This is a genomic window from Nocardioides bruguierae, from assembly GCF_023554635.1.
Taxonomy (GTDB): Bacteria; Actinomycetota; Actinomycetes; order Propionibacteriales; family Nocardioidaceae; genus Nocardioides; species Nocardioides bruguierae.
The window spans coordinates 16266-29303 of the sequence record NZ_JAMJPH010000037.1; the positions used below are offsets into that span (position 1 = coordinate 16266).

Genomic DNA, 13038 nt, shown 5'->3' on the forward strand with positions numbered 1-13038 from the left:
GCGGCGACGGCCCGGAGCCCGCCGCGGTGGCGGGGTCCGGGCCGTCGGTCGGGCCGGTCTTCGTGGCGACTCCGCTCAGGCTCGCTGCTCGGCGCCGGTGCGCGCACCGGCCAGGGCCACCGCCGCGTCGCGGGCGCCCTTGACGTCCTCGTCGGTCAGCGTGCGGTCGGCGGCCCGGAAGCGCAGGGCGAAGGCCAGCGACTTCTTGTCCGCGCCCAGCTGCTCGCTGCGGTAGACGTCGAAGAGGCGCACGGACTCCAGCAGGTCGCCGGCACCCTCGACGAGCGCCGCCTCGACCTGGGCGGCCGGGACGTCCTCGCCGACGACGAGCGCGACGTCCTCCTTGGCGACAGGGTAGGTCGACAGCGTCGGCGGCACGGCGCGCTCGGGCGCGGCAGCCATGAGGGCGTCGAGGTCGAGCTCGAGGGCCGCGGCCCGCGCGGGCAGGTCGAAGGCCTTGACGACCCGCGGGTGCAGCTCGCCCGCGTGACCGATCGTGCGTCCGCCGACGCGCAGGGACGCGCAGCGGCCCGGGTGCCACGGCTGGTGCACGGCAGCGACGACCTCGAGCTCCACGCCGAGCTCGGTCGCGAGGCGACGGGCCACGGCGATGGCGTCGGCCCAGTCGGCGTCGCGTCCCTCGCCCCACCAGCCCGTGCGCTCGCGCTCGCCGGCCAGCACGACGCCCAGGTGCAGCGGCTGCGCCGGCAGCGCCGCGAACAGCGTCTCGAGCTGCTCAGTGCTCGGCCGCGTGTCGGTCGGGTAGATGGGCGCGGGGCCACCGGTGCTCGGGAACGCCACGGTGGCGGTCTCGAAGATCGCCGCACCGGCCGCGCCGCGGGCGACGTTGCGGGCGGCCGTGGTCAGCAGGTTCGGCAGCAGCGTGGTGGTGAGCTCCGGCTCCTCGCTGGAGAGCGGGTTGGCCAGGCGCACGGTGCTGCGTCGCGGGTCGTCGGTCTCGAGGCCGAGCTTGTCGAAGGACGCCGCACCCACGAACGGGAAGCAGACGACCTCGGAGAGACCGGCACCGGCCAGGGTGCGCCCGGCACGACGCCGCAGCTTCTGGCTGCGGGTGAGGCCACGGCCGGCGGCCTCGCGCGGCAGCACCGAGGGGACGTGGTCGTAGCCGACGACGCGCAGCACCTCCTCGACGAGGTCGAAGGGGTCGGTCACGTCGGGGCGCCAGGTCGGCGGGACCACGGAGAGCCGGTTGACGGGCGCGCCGGTGGTGGCGAGCTCGGTCTCCACCGTCACCGCGCAACCGACGCCCTCGAGCGCCGCGACGGCCGTGGCGGTGTCGATCGGCAGGCCGGCCACGCGCTGGGGCAGGTCGGCGTCGATGGTGATGGTGGCCGGCGTGGCCACCGTGCCCACGACGGTGACGCCGGGCTCGGCGGTGGCCCCGCCGAGCGCGACGAGCAGCTCGACGACCCGGTCGGCGGCGGCCTCGCAGGACGCCGGGTCGGCACCGCGCTCGTTGCGCTTGCCGGCCTCGGAGGAGATCTTGTGCCGCTTGCCGGTGCGGAACATCGAGACCGGCTCCCAGTGCGCGGACTCGACGAGCACGCGGGTGGTGGAGCCCGACATCTCGGTGGCCTCGCCGCCCATGACGCCGGCCAGGCCGATGGGGCCGGAGTCGTCGGTGATGACGAGGTCCTCGGTCGAGAGCTCGCGCGGGGTGCCGTCGAGGGTGGTGAGCTTCTCCCCCGGCGCGGCGCGACGCACGTGGAGGGCGCCGGCGACCTTGTCGGCGTCGTAGCCGTGGATCGGGCGGCCGGTCTCGAGCATCACGTAGTTGGTGACGTCGACGGCCAGGCTGATCGGGCGCATGCCGGCGGCGACGAGGCGCGAGGCCATCCACTCCGGGGTCGTGGCGCTCGCGTCGAAGCCCGAGACGGTGCGCGCGACGAAGAGCGGGCAGCCCGCCTCGTCCTCGACGACGACGGGGTGGCCGGCGTCGTCCGCGGCCGGCAGCACGCGGTCGCAGGGGTCGCGGTAGACGGCGCCGAAGCCGAGGGCGGCGTCGCGGGCGATGCCGCGCAGCGAGAGCCCGTAGGCGCGGTCGGGGTTGACCTCGAACTCGATGATCTCCTCGTCGAGGCCGAGGAGCGGGCGAACGTCGGTGCCGGGGGCGGCCTCGGTGTCGGCGGGCAGCACGATGATGCCGCCGGCGCCGCCGAAGGCGTCCTCGGCCAGGCCCAGCTCGGCGGCCGAGCAGATCATGCCCGCCGAGACGTGGCCGTAGGTCTTGCGCGCGGAGATGGCGAAGCCGCCGGGCAGCACGCCGCCGGGGAGCACGACGCAGACCAGGTCGCCGGGGCCGAAGTTGTGCGCGCCGCAGACGATGCCCTGGGGCTCGCCGGTGCCGTTGGCGTCACCGACGTCGACGGTGCACCAGTTGATCGTCTTGCCGTTCTTCTGCGGCTCCTTGTCCTGGGTGAGGACGCGGCCGACGACGAGCGGGCCGGTGATGGCCGCGCCGGGGCTCTCGATCGCCTCGAGCTTGAGACCGAGCAGCGTGAGCTTGTCGGTGAGGGCCTCGGTGGTGACCTCGGCGGGCAGGTCCACGTACTCGCGGATCCAGCTGACGGGGGCCTTCATCTGGTGCTCAGAGCTCCGTTCCGAACGCAGGGGTGAAGCGGACGTCGCCCTCGAAGAAGGAGCGCAGGTCGGTGATGCCGTGGCGGAACATGAGCGAGCGGTCGATGCCCATGCCGAACGCGAAGCCGGTGTAGGTCTCCGGGTCGACGCCGCAGGCGGTCAGGACGCGGGGGTTCACCACGCCGCAGCCGCCCCACTCGATCCAGCCCTCGCCCTTGCAGGTGCGGCAGGAGTCGCTGTCGACGCCGCGGCACACGAAGCAGCGCAGGTCGACCTCGGCGCTGGGCTCGGTGAAGGGGAAGTAGGACGGACGGAAGCGGGTGTCGATGCCCTCGCCGAACATGGACGCGGCGAAGTGGTCGAGCGTGCCCTTGAGGTGTGCCATCGAGATGCCCTCGTCCACGACGAGGCCCTCGACCTGGTGGAACATCGGGCTGTGCGTGGCGTCGTACTCGTCGGTGCGGAACACGCGGCCCGGGCACGCGATGTAGATCGGCGGCTTCCGGGTGAGCATCGTGCGCGCCTGCACGGGGCTGGTCTGGGTGCGGAGCACGACGTGGTTCTCCGCGGGCTCGGTCCAGAACGTGTCCTGCATGGTGCGGGCCGGGTGGTCCGGGCCCAGGTTGAGCGCGTCGAAGTTCAGCCACTCGGCCTCGACGAGCGGGCCCTCGGCGATCTCCCAGCCCATGGCGAGGAAGATGTCGGCGATCAGCTCGGCGCCGGTGGTGAGCGGGTGACGGCCACCGGCGGGCACCTTGTCGGTGGGCAGCGTGACGTCGACCGTCTCCTCGACCAGCATCCGCTCCTCGTGCTCGGCCTCGAGCACCTCGGTGCGGGCGGCGAGCGCCTTGTTCACCGCACCACGGGCCTGGCCGACGCGCTGACCGGCCTCCTTGCGGGCCTGCGGGGGCAGGGCACCGATCTCGCGGTTGGCGAGCGCGAGCGGGGAGCGGTCCCCCGCGTGCTCGAGCCGCACCGCCTTGAGCTCCTCGAGGTCGGCGGCTGCGGCGATCGCGGCCAGGGCGGCGTCACGCGCCGCCTCGACCTGCTCCGCCTGCAGCGGGGTGACCTCGACGGGGTCGTAATCGGTGTTCGGGCCCGACATGGCTGCCTTTCGACGCGGGATGGTTGAGCGGGGGTCAGTCTAGGAAGGTCCCGCGCGCAGGGGCGAACCGGTTGTCGGGGCTGGACGTCGTCGGCGCCCACGACCGGGCCCACGACCGGGTCCACGACCGGCCCCGCTGTCGGTCAGGGTTGCTGCTCGGCGGGCCAGGTGAGCGAGACCAGCGCGCCGCCGGCGTCCGAGGTGCCGAGCGTGACCGTCCCGCCGTGGGCCCGCACCAGGCCGTGCACGATGTAGAGCCCCAGCCCGGAGCCGCCGCGGGTGCCGGAGGTCCAGAACTTGGTGAACACACGGGCCCGCATCTCGGCGGCGATGCCCTCGCCGGCGTCGCTGACCTCGAAGCGCACCCCCTCGGGGGCGCCCTCGTCGCCGTGCGTCCCGTCAGCGCGTAGCCGGACGCGGACCTCGCCCTCGCCGTGCCGGACGCCGTTCTCCACGAGGTTCGTCAGCACCTGGGTCAGCTTGTCGGGGTCGGCGTGCAGCCGCGGCAGGCCGGCACCCTCGTCCTCACCGAGGTCCAGGACGAGGGGGCGCGCCGTGCCCGCCGCCACGGACGCCACGACCCGCTCGGCGATGGCCGCGGCGTCGGTGGGCCGCGGGGAGAGCTGGAGGCGGCCGGTGTCGATGCGGGCGACGTCGAGGAGCTCAGCGATGAGCCGGCTGAGCCGGTCCGCGTCGCTGGCGACCGTGGTCAGCATCAGCTTCTTCTGCTCGTCCTGGAGCTTGTCCCAGCGGTTCAGCAGGGCGGTGACGAAGCCCTTCACGCCCGTCAGCGGGGAGCGCAGCTCGTGGGCCACGGTCGCGACCAGGTCGGAGCGGTCGCGGTCGAGCCGCTCGCGGCCGCGCGCCGAGCGCAGCGACACCGCCACGGCCTCGACGGGTGCGCCGACACGGGGCCGGTGCAGCGCGGCGGTCACGAGCACCTCCCCGCCGTCCGGCAGCAGCCAGGACTGCTCGGGGACGCCGGTGCGGGTGCCGAGGCCGACGTAGGGCGTGTTGACCGCGGTCCAGTCGCTGCCGCGCTGGTCGATGAGCCGCAGGACCTCGCCCAGGGGCTGTCCGACGGCGTCGTCCGCGTCCACGCGCAGCAGCCGCGCCGCCACGGCGGACACGGCGCGCACGCGCCCGTCCTCGCCCGCCAGGACGACGCCGTCGGGCAGGAGGTCCAGCGCGCTCGCGTCCATCCGGACACCCTAGGGGCGGCGGAGCGCTCAGGCGCGCTGCGCGCGGGCGCTGGCGTAGAGGCAGAGCGCCGCGGCGGTGGCCAGGTTGAGCGACTCGGCGCGCCCGTGGATCGGGATGGCCACCCGGTGGTCTGCCGCGGCCGCCAGCTCCTCGGGCAGGCCCCAGGCCTCGTTGCCGAACAGCCAGGCGGTGGGCCGGGCGAGGATCTCGTCCGCCTCGAACAGGTCGACCTCGCCGGCGCCGTCGGCGGCCAGCACCGTGAGGCCGGCGGCCTGCGCGGCGCGGACCGCGGCCAGCGGGTCGGGCTCGAGGGCGACGGGCAGGTGGAAGACGGAGCCGACGGAGGCCCGGACGGTCTTCGGGTTGTGCAGGTCGACCGACGAGCCGGCCAGCACGACGCCGTCCACCCCGGCGGCGTCCGCGCACCGCACGACGGTGCCGGCGTTGCCGGGGTCGCGGACGTCGGCGCAGATGGCGACGAGGTCGCGACCGGGTCGCAGCACCTCCTGCGCGGGCACGTCGAGGAGGCGGCAGACGCCGATGACGCCGGCGGGCGACACGGCGTCGGAGAGGGCCTCGATCCCACGCTGCTCGACCGGCGTCCAGGGGACGCCGACGGACTCGCAGGCGGCGAGGAGGCCGGGGTGGGCGAGGTGGGCCTCGGGGGCCGCGAACACCTCGACCAGGCAGCCCTCGACCTGGAGGGCTCCCTCGACGGCCTTCGGGCCGTCAGCGAGGAACAGCCGCCGCTCGGATCGCTCCGAGCGGCGGCTGAGCCGGCGTGCGTCCTTCACGCGGCGGTTGGCCGCGCTCAGGGGTGCCGGGAGAGGCACGTCGCTCAGGCCGAGGCCTTGGGCGCGTTGACGTCCTCGGGGAGGGCGGCCTTGGCGGTCTCGACGAGGGCCTTGAAGGCGGCCTGGTCGTTGACGGCCAGCTCGGCGAGGATCTTGCGGTCGACCTCGACACCGGCCAGGCCGAGGCCCTGGATGAACCGGTTGTAGGTCATGCCCTCGGCGCGAGCCGCGGCGTTGATGCGCTGGATCCACAGACGACGGAAGTTGCCCTTGTTCTTGCGGCGGTCGTTGTAGCTGTAGACGAGGGAGTGGGTGACCTGCTCCTTCGCCTTCCGGTAGAGGCGCGAGCGCTGCCCGCGGTAGCCGCTGGCGCGCTCGAGGGTGACCCGGCGCTTCTTCTGGGCGTTCACTGCCCGCTTGACGCGTGCCATGTCTTACTCCTTGGTGCTGGTTGTCAGGGGGTCAGTGAGGCTCAGATGCCGAGCAGCTTCTTGACGCGCTTGACGTCGGCCTTGTCGACGTCGACCTCGCCGGCGTTGCGGCGGTGCTTCTTGCGGCTGCCGGTGGTCGGGGACGAGGCGAACGCAGCGCCCGACTTGCGGTGGGCCTGGAGGCGGCGGACCTTGCCGCTGCCGGTGACCTTGAACCGCTTCTTGGTCCCGGAGTGGGTCTTGTTCTTGGGCATCGTGCTCTCTCTTCTCACTCGTGCCGACGTCACGACCGGGGGTGGTCACGGCGCCGGGAGGGCGTCAGGGGTTTGTCAGAGGTCGACGTCGGGGTCGAGGTTCTCGGACGGGCCGCGCTTCTTGGCCTCGTTGGGCGTGCGGGTGGCGTTCGCGGCGGTGCGCTCGGCCTTCTCCTCCGCCTCGTCGGCGGCACGCTCGGCGGCCCGGGCGGTCTTGGCCGCCTTGACCTCGGCCTTGGCCTCGGCCTTCTTCTTGTGCGGACCGAGGACCATGACCATGTTGCGGCCGTCCTGCTTCGGCGAGGACTCCACGAAGCCCAGGTCGTCCACGTCCTCCGCGAGGCGCTGGAGCAGCCGGAAGCCCAGCTCGGGCCGGTGCTGCTCACGACCACGGAACATGATCGTGATCTTGACCTTGTCGCCGGCCTTGAGGAAGCGCACGACGTGACCCTTCTTGGTCTCGTAGTCGTGGGCGTCGATCTTGGGCCGGAGCTTCATCTCCTTGATGATGACGTTGGTCTGGTTCCGACGCGCCTCACGGGCCTTCTGGGCGTTCTCGTACTTGAACTTCCCGTAGTCCATGAGCTTGCACACCGGCGGACGCGCCATGGGGGCGACCTCGACGAGGTCCAGGTCGGCCTCCTGCGCCAGGCGCAGCGCGTCAGCCGTCGGCACGATGCCGACGGTCTCGCCGTTGGGGCCAACGAGACGGACCTCCGCGACGCGGATCCGGTCGTTGATTCGAAGCTCGGTGCTGATGTGTCCTCCTGGGATGGATGGCCGGACTGTCCGCGGCGTTCCCGCGGCCCGGTGGCTCCGGGCCCGAAAACGACGAAGGCTTCCGCTGCAGTGCAAGCGGAAGCCAGTCACGACGCACCCCCTCAGTGCTGAGGAGTGCCTCTGCCGGGTGCCCCACCACGCCCTGCGGACGAGGTGCTGCTCCGGCGACCGGACCCGACGACCTGTGGCGGCCGGTGCGGGTGGGAGACGATCGTGCTTGGTCCCCGCTTGTGGGATCGGTCCTCGCTCCCCCTCGGCGCCTCGCGGTGCTCCAGGGCAGGTGGGACTGATCGGTCAACAGGAGAATGTACGCGGATGTTCCCCCGGGCGCGAATCGAGGCGCCTCAGGTCGGCCGGACCCACCCCACGGTAGCCCCCTGCCCCTCGCCGACCCGTGCCAGCGTCCACCCCGAGGCCAGGGCGGAGAGGTCGTCGCCCTCGACCACGAGACGGTGCGGCCCGGCCAGGTCGAGCACGAGCGCCGAGGCGCCCTCCGCGATCGCCGCCTCCGCCGCGGTGCGGGCCGGCACGGCCACGGGCCGGGCCTCCGGGTCCCACGCGGCCATCGTGGCGGTGGCGGAGAACGAGAGCAGGGCCGTGCGGCCGTCGGCCCCCGTGAGCAGGACGGCGGCCATGTCGCTGTCCTTCTCCACCGCCAGGCCGTTCTCGGCGAGCCCGACCTCGCCGAGCACCGCGACCACGGGGACGAGCAGGCGCGCCCGGGTCAGGGCGTCCAGGCAGGCCAGGTAGGCCTGGCCCGCCGCCGCCCGGTCACCGCGGGCCGCGGTGCGTGCCGCGAGCGCGGCGGCCAGCCCGGCGTCCGCCGTGCCGTCGTCGTCGGGGAAGGCGGGCGCCTCCAGCGAGCGGCCGTCGCCGGTCACGTCGAAGGACCAGCGGCGCTTGCCGTCGGGGCCGGTGGTGGGCTCGTACGGGCGGGACACTCCCCCATCGTGACGCACGGGCCGGAGCGCGCGGACATCCCGGGCGGCTGTGGCAGGCTGGAGGGGTGGACGACGTCGCCTGGCTGGCCCTGTGCACCGCCCTCACCGTCCTGGGCGCGATCGCGACCTGGGTCGCGTTCCGCCGGAGGGGGGCGGCGGCCGGCCTGCGCCTGGCCGGGCTCACCCTGCTCGTGCCGGCGGCGTACCTGACGCGCACGCTGAAGATGTTCACGCGGATCGTCGACGCCGTCGCGGACTGGGTCCTCACCCTCGTCCTGGTGCCGACGGTGTGGGCGGGCATCGTGCTCGCCGGGCTGGCCGTGGTGCTGCTGGTGGCCTCCTCGGCGCTGCGGGCCCGGCAGCTCTCCCGGGCCGGCGCGACGTCGGCGCCGCGAGGTCGTGCCGCGCGCCGGGGCGGGGACACCCCCGCGGGGGCCGTGGGAGCGGGGGCCGCGGGGTCCTCGCCGAGCCCCTCGGGTGCGGGCGGCTCGGGCGGCTCGGGTGACGCCGAGATGGACGAGATCGAGGCGCTGCTGCGCAAGCGGGGCATCGACTGAGCGGGGACGAGGTCGCCGGCCTGCTGCTCGACGTGGCGCTCGCGCGTCCGGCCCAGGCCCCCACGCCGCGGGTGCTCGCCCTCGACGGCCGCTCCGGCGCCGGCAAGACCGTCCTGGCCGACCGCGTGGTCGCCGTGGCCGGTGACCGGGGCCTGCGCACGGCGCTGGTGCACATGGACGACCTGTACGAGGGCTGGGAGGGGCTGCCCGGCTCCGCGCCGCGGTTGGCCGGCCTGCTCGCCCCGGTGGCCGAGGGGCGCACCGGCACCTGCCCGCGGTGGGACTGGCACGCCGGCACCTGGCAGGGCGAGGTGGTCGTGCCACCCGTCGACCTGGTGGTGGTGGAGGGCGTGGGCAGCGGGACCCGCCTCCTCGACGGCCTGCGCACGCTGCTGGTCTGGCTGGAGGCCCCCGTACCGGTGCGCCGCGAGCGCGGCCTCGCCCGGGACGGCGACGCCTTCGCCCCCTGGTGGGACGCGTGGGCCGCCGCGGAGGAGGCGCACCTGGCTGCCGAGGACACGACCGCGCGCGCCGACGTGCTCGTGGACGGCACCGGGTCGGCCGCCCCCGTCGTCCGCTGAGCCCGGGGCGCCGAACCGGACAGGTCAGCACGACACGTGTCCGAGGGCTGGGTTCCACCCGTGCGGGCCGGTGCCCGGTCCTACGCTGTGCCGCATGCTTCCCCCGAGCGGTGACCAGTTCGAGATCGCGGCCGGCGGCTACCGCGCCGTCATCACCGAGTCCGGTGGCGCCCTGCGCCTCCTCGAGCACCAGGGCCGCCCGCTGGTCGACGGGTTCGGCGAGGACGAGATGTCCGGCGGCGGACGCGGCCAGCAGCTCGTCCCGTGGCCCAACCGCACCCGCGACGGCCGCTACTCGTTCGAGGGCAGCGACCACCAGCTGCCGCTGACCGAGCCGAAGCGCACGAACGCCTCGCACGGCCTGGCGCGGTGGGTGGCCTGGAGCGTGGAGGAGCACACGCCGCACTCGGTCTCGCTGCAGTACCGGCTGATGGCGCAGACCGGCTACCCGTGGACGCTGGACCTGCACGTGGTCTACGACCTCTCGGCCGACGGCCTCACCGTGACCCAGACGGCGACCAACATGTCCGGCGCCCGCGCGCCCTACGCGGTCGGCGCCCACCCGTACCTGTGCGTCGGGGACGGCCCGGTCGACGGCTTGGAGCTGACCTTCCCGGGGAGCACCCGCTACCTGGTGGACGCCGAGCGGCTCCTGCCGGAGGGCTCGGAGCCGGTGGACGGCACGGAGTACGACTTCCGGGTCTCGCGGCCCCTGCGGGGGACCGTCCTCAACGACACCTTCACCGACCTGGCCCGCGACGAGCGGGACGTGGCCACCGCGACGCTGCTCGACCCGGCCAGCGGCCGCGGCGTGAGCCTGTGGGTGGACGCGAAGTACCCCTGCCTGCTGCTCTACACCGCCGACGACGTGCCGGCCACCGCCCGCCGCTCGCTCGCGATCGAGCCGATGTCGGCGCCGCCGGACGCCCTCAACTCCGGCACCGACCTGGTCGTGCTGGAGCCCGCCGGCGAGGCCGGCGACGAGCACTCGGGCTGCTGGGGCATCCGCGCGGTCGACTGACGGCGCTCCCCCGCTCCCCGCACGGGCAGCCCGGGGTCAGCGCTGGGTCGGCCCTGCAGTCAGCGGGGGCTCAGCGGGTGAGCTCGGTCGCGATCGCGCGCAGGTCGCGCGTCGCCCGGGCGGCCCGCGCCCCGTCGACGCCCTGGATGCCCATCGCACCCAGCGTGCGGCCGTCGGAGAGGTCGAGGGTGACCCACGGGGCGCCGGGGGCCATCGAGACGTTGACGACCTGCTCCCAGGCCAGCTCGTGGCGGCGGTAGCCGTTGACGACCACGACGCACTCGCGGGTCGCGGTCACCCGGCACCGGATCAGCGCGTGGAGCAGGACGAGGCCCGCCACCGCCATCAGGAACAGGGTGAGTGCGTGGCGCCAGTGGAACGCCGCCTGGGCCTCGGGCGAGAGCGTGAACCAGGCGACCACGAAGACGACGCCGAACGCGATGCTCAGCGCCACGGCCATGATCCGCACGCCCAGCGGCCGCCAGGTGTGCGGGAGCGTCGGCCCGAGCCGGTCGTGGTCGATCGGCTCCTCGCCCGGGACGCCGGCGCTGCCGGCGTCCGGGACGTCAGAGGCGGCAGGCATGGATGCCGGTGAGGAGGATGCCGCGGGCGCCCACCTCGTAGAGCTCGTCCATGAGGCGCTGGGAGCCGTCACGGGGGACCATGACGCGGACGGCCGACCAGCCGTCGCGGTGCAGCGGCGCCACCGTGGGCGACTCGAAGCCGGGCGTGAGCCGGACGGCGTCGGTCAGCTTCTCGGTGGGGATGTCGTAGTCCATCATCACGTAGCTGCGGGCCCGCAGGACGCCCTCGATGCGCCGCTCGAAGACGGCGAAGCCGGCCGGCACGTCGCCGGTGCGGGTGATGAGCACGGCCTCGGACTCGAGGATGACGTCCCCGAAGGTCTCCAGGCCGGCGCGACGCAGCGTCGAGCCGGTCTCCACGACGTCGGCGATGACGTCGGCGACGCCCAGCTGGATCGAGGTCTCGACGGCACCGTCCAGGCGGGTCACGGTCGCCTCGATGCCGCGCTGCTGGAGGAAGGCCTCCACCACGCCGGTGTAGGAGGTCGCGATCCGCAGGCCGGCGAGCTCGGAGAGGTCCGAGTAGCGGCCCGCGGGCCCGGCGAAGCGGAAGGTGCTGGCTCCGAAGCCGAGGCCGCGCACCTCCTCGGTCTTGGCGCCGGAGTCGGCCAGCAGGTCGCGGCCGGTGATGCCGACGTCCAGGGTGCCCTCGCCGACGTAGAGGGCGATGTCGCGGGGACGCAGGTAGAAGAACTCGACGCCGTTCTCGGCGTCCACGAGCGTCAGCTGCTTGGAGTCCTCGCGCTGGCGGTAGCCGCCCTCGCGGAGGATCTCGGAGGCCGCCTGGGAGAGCGCCCCCTTGTTGGGGACGGCGACGCGGAGGAGGGACATGTCGGGCCTTCTGTTCTCGGGTGCCGCGCTCAGAGGTGCGCGTAGACGTCGTCGAGGTCGATGCCGGCGGCCAGCATCATGCACTGCGCGTGGTAGAGCAGCTGGCTGATCTCCTCGGCGGCACGCTCCTTGCCCTCGTGCTCGGCCGCCATCCACGACTCCGCCGCCTCCTCCACCAGCTTCTTGCCGATGAAGTGGACGCCGGCGTCGAGCTCGGCCACGGTGCCGGAACCCGCGGGGCGGGTCTGGGCCTTCTCGGTCAGCTCGTCCCAGAGCTGCTCGAACGTCTTCACGATCCCCCAGCCTAGGCCGTCACCGGCCCCGGCCCGGAATCGTGTTGAAGGCGCGAGACGGCGCGGGGAGGATGCGGCCATGACCGCAGGTGCCCCCGGCCTCGGCACGTGTCGATCGTGGCCGCTGCTCACCGACCGACTGCTGCTGCGCCCGGCCACGACCGCGGACACCGCCGCGACCTGGGCCTTCCGTCGCCTGCCGGAGGTCACGGAGTGGATCGGCTGGGCCGCGGACGAGGCCAGCGACTACGCCGAGCGCTTCGCGCGGCCCGAGCGGCTGGCGCAGGTGCTGGTGGTGCGGCGCGCGGACGAGCGCGTCGTGGGCGACCTCATGCTCGCCGTGCGCGACGGGTGGGGCCAGGCCGAGGTGCGGCAGCAGGCGCGGGGCTGCGAGGTGGAGCTCGGCTGGGCGCTCGACCCGGCGGCGCAGGGCCAGGGGCTGGCCACCGAGGCCGTCCGGGCCGCGCTGGGCGTCGCCTTCGCCGACCTGGGCGCCCGCCGGGTCACGGCGTCCTGCTTCGCCGACAACACCGCCTCGTGGCGGCTGATGGAACGGGTCGGGATGCGCCGCGAGGGCGTCGGGCGCGCGGACTCGCTGCACCGCACCCGGGGCTGGGTCGACGGCTGCGCCTACGCGCTGCTGGCCGAGGAGTGGGCGGGGTCCTGACGGCCCTGGCCGGCCCTGGTCAGCCCTGCGTGGAGAGGGCGACGGCCACGAGCCCCACGGCGGCGGCCACCGCGAGCGCCGGGACGACCCACAGGAAACGCGGGAGCCGGGAGCGACGCACGCGCCCGGCGGGCACGGTGCGGGCGAGCGTCATGAGGTGCTCACGCTCCCAGGCGGGCGGGACGAGGTCGGGGACTCCCCTGCCGACGGTGTCGTGCGGCAGCAGCCGGTCGTGCGCCGGCGGGAAGGTCGGCGAGGCGGTGCGGCGGGCCTGGTCGGGCAGGTGGTTCTCGGGCGTCATCGGTTCCGTCATCGTGCTCGGGGGGAGGTTGCGGCGGGACCGGGCGCGCGAGGCACGGTGCCGCCTCCCCCAGGGTGCCACGACTGGCCTACAT

The 13038-nt window shown here is 74.3% G+C and carries 16 protein-coding genes; 4 read left to right on the top strand and 12 right to left on the bottom strand.

The window, feature by feature from the left end; translation table 11 throughout:
• Positions 1-75: 75 nt before the first annotated feature.
• The 8 genes from pheT to M8316_RS19180 form a co-directional block, all read right to left on the bottom strand.
• On the bottom strand, positions 76-2601 hold the full coding sequence (gene pheT / locus M8316_RS19145) for a phenylalanine--tRNA ligase subunit beta (RefSeq protein WP_250057340.1): 2526 nt from the start codon (positions 2599-2601) through the stop codon (positions 76-78).
• A 7-nt stretch (positions 2602-2608) separates the two neighbouring features.
• On the bottom strand, positions 2609-3706 hold the full coding sequence (gene pheS / locus M8316_RS19150) for a phenylalanine--tRNA ligase subunit alpha (protein WP_250057342.1): 1098 nt from the start codon (positions 3704-3706) through the stop codon (positions 2609-2611).
• A 143-nt stretch (positions 3707-3849) separates the two neighbouring features.
• Positions 3850-4908, bottom strand: a complete 1059-nt coding sequence (locus M8316_RS19155) for an ATP-binding protein (RefSeq protein WP_250057345.1) — start codon at positions 4906-4908, stop codon at positions 3850-3852.
• A gap of 27 nt (positions 4909-4935) precedes the next feature.
• Entirely contained in the window at positions 4936-5742 is an 807-nt protein-coding gene (locus M8316_RS19160) for a TrmH family RNA methyltransferase (RefSeq protein ID WP_250057347.1), read from the bottom strand.
• A 5-nt stretch (positions 5743-5747) separates the two neighbouring features.
• Positions 5748-6134: a 50S ribosomal protein L20 gene (rplT, locus tag M8316_RS19165; RefSeq protein WP_250057349.1), complete on the bottom strand. Its 387-nt coding sequence runs from the start codon at positions 6132-6134 to the stop codon at positions 5748-5750.
• Positions 6135-6175: 41 nt separating this feature from the next.
• Entirely contained in the window at positions 6176-6388 is a 213-nt protein-coding gene (locus M8316_RS19170) for a large ribosomal subunit protein bL35 (protein ID WP_136570481.1), read from the bottom strand.
• Positions 6389-6463: 75 nt separating this feature from the next.
• The gene (gene infC, locus M8316_RS19175; protein WP_250057500.1) at positions 6464-7162 is read right to left on the bottom strand and encodes a translation initiation factor IF-3; all 699 of its coding nucleotides are present in this window, start codon (positions 7160-7162) and stop codon (positions 6464-6466) included.
• A gap of 350 nt (positions 7163-7512) precedes the next feature.
• On the bottom strand, positions 7513-8109 hold the full coding sequence (locus tag M8316_RS19180) for an SseB family protein (RefSeq protein ID WP_250057352.1): 597 nt from the start codon (positions 8107-8109) through the stop codon (positions 7513-7515).
• 65 nt (positions 8110-8174) lie between these two features.
• Between M8316_RS19180 and M8316_RS19185 the strand changes: the two genes are divergently transcribed.
• From M8316_RS19185 to M8316_RS19195, 3 genes are all read left to right on the top strand, one after another.
• Positions 8175-8666: a hypothetical protein gene (locus M8316_RS19185; RefSeq protein WP_250057354.1), complete on the top strand. Its 492-nt coding sequence runs from the start codon at positions 8175-8177 to the stop codon at positions 8664-8666.
• Positions 8667-8698: 32 nt separating this feature from the next.
• Positions 8699-9247, top strand: a complete 549-nt coding sequence (locus M8316_RS19190) for a uridine kinase family protein (RefSeq protein ID WP_250057356.1) — start codon at positions 8699-8701, stop codon at positions 9245-9247.
• Between the two features lie 94 nt (positions 9248-9341).
• Positions 9342-10268 (top strand): aldose 1-epimerase family protein, encoded by a 927-nt coding sequence (locus tag M8316_RS19195; protein WP_250057358.1) that lies wholly within the window; start codon positions 9342-9344, stop codon positions 10266-10268.
• A gap of 70 nt (positions 10269-10338) precedes the next feature.
• Here the strand turns inward: M8316_RS19195 and M8316_RS19200 are convergent, their stop codons facing one another.
• From M8316_RS19200 to M8316_RS19210, 3 genes are read right to left on the bottom strand one after another with little or no spacing between them, the layout of a single operon-like run.
• Positions 10339-10851, bottom strand: a complete 513-nt coding sequence (locus tag M8316_RS19200) for a PH domain-containing protein (RefSeq protein WP_250057360.1) — start codon at positions 10849-10851, stop codon at positions 10339-10341.
• A complete protein-coding gene (hisG, locus tag M8316_RS19205; protein ID WP_250057362.1) occupies positions 10835-11683 on the bottom strand; it encodes an ATP phosphoribosyltransferase in 849 nt (282 codons plus the stop codon). The genes M8316_RS19200 and hisG overlap by 17 nt, the downstream gene beginning before the upstream one ends.
• Positions 11684-11712: 29 nt before the next feature.
• Positions 11713-11976: a phosphoribosyl-ATP diphosphatase gene (locus M8316_RS19210; protein WP_372490260.1), complete on the bottom strand. Its 264-nt coding sequence runs from the start codon at positions 11974-11976 to the stop codon at positions 11713-11715.
• 79 nt (positions 11977-12055) lie between these two features.
• On the opposite strand from M8316_RS19210, the gene M8316_RS19215 reads away from it, so the two are divergent.
• The gene (locus M8316_RS19215; protein ID WP_250057364.1) at positions 12056-12643 is read left to right on the top strand and encodes a GNAT family N-acetyltransferase; all 588 of its coding nucleotides are present in this window, start codon (positions 12056-12058) and stop codon (positions 12641-12643) included.
• 19 nt (positions 12644-12662) lie between these two features.
• On the opposite strand, the gene M8316_RS19220 is transcribed toward M8316_RS19215, so the two are convergent.
• Positions 12663-12944: a hypothetical protein gene (locus M8316_RS19220; protein WP_250057366.1), complete on the bottom strand. Its 282-nt coding sequence runs from the start codon at positions 12942-12944 to the stop codon at positions 12663-12665.
• Positions 12945-13038: the final 94 nt, after the last annotated feature.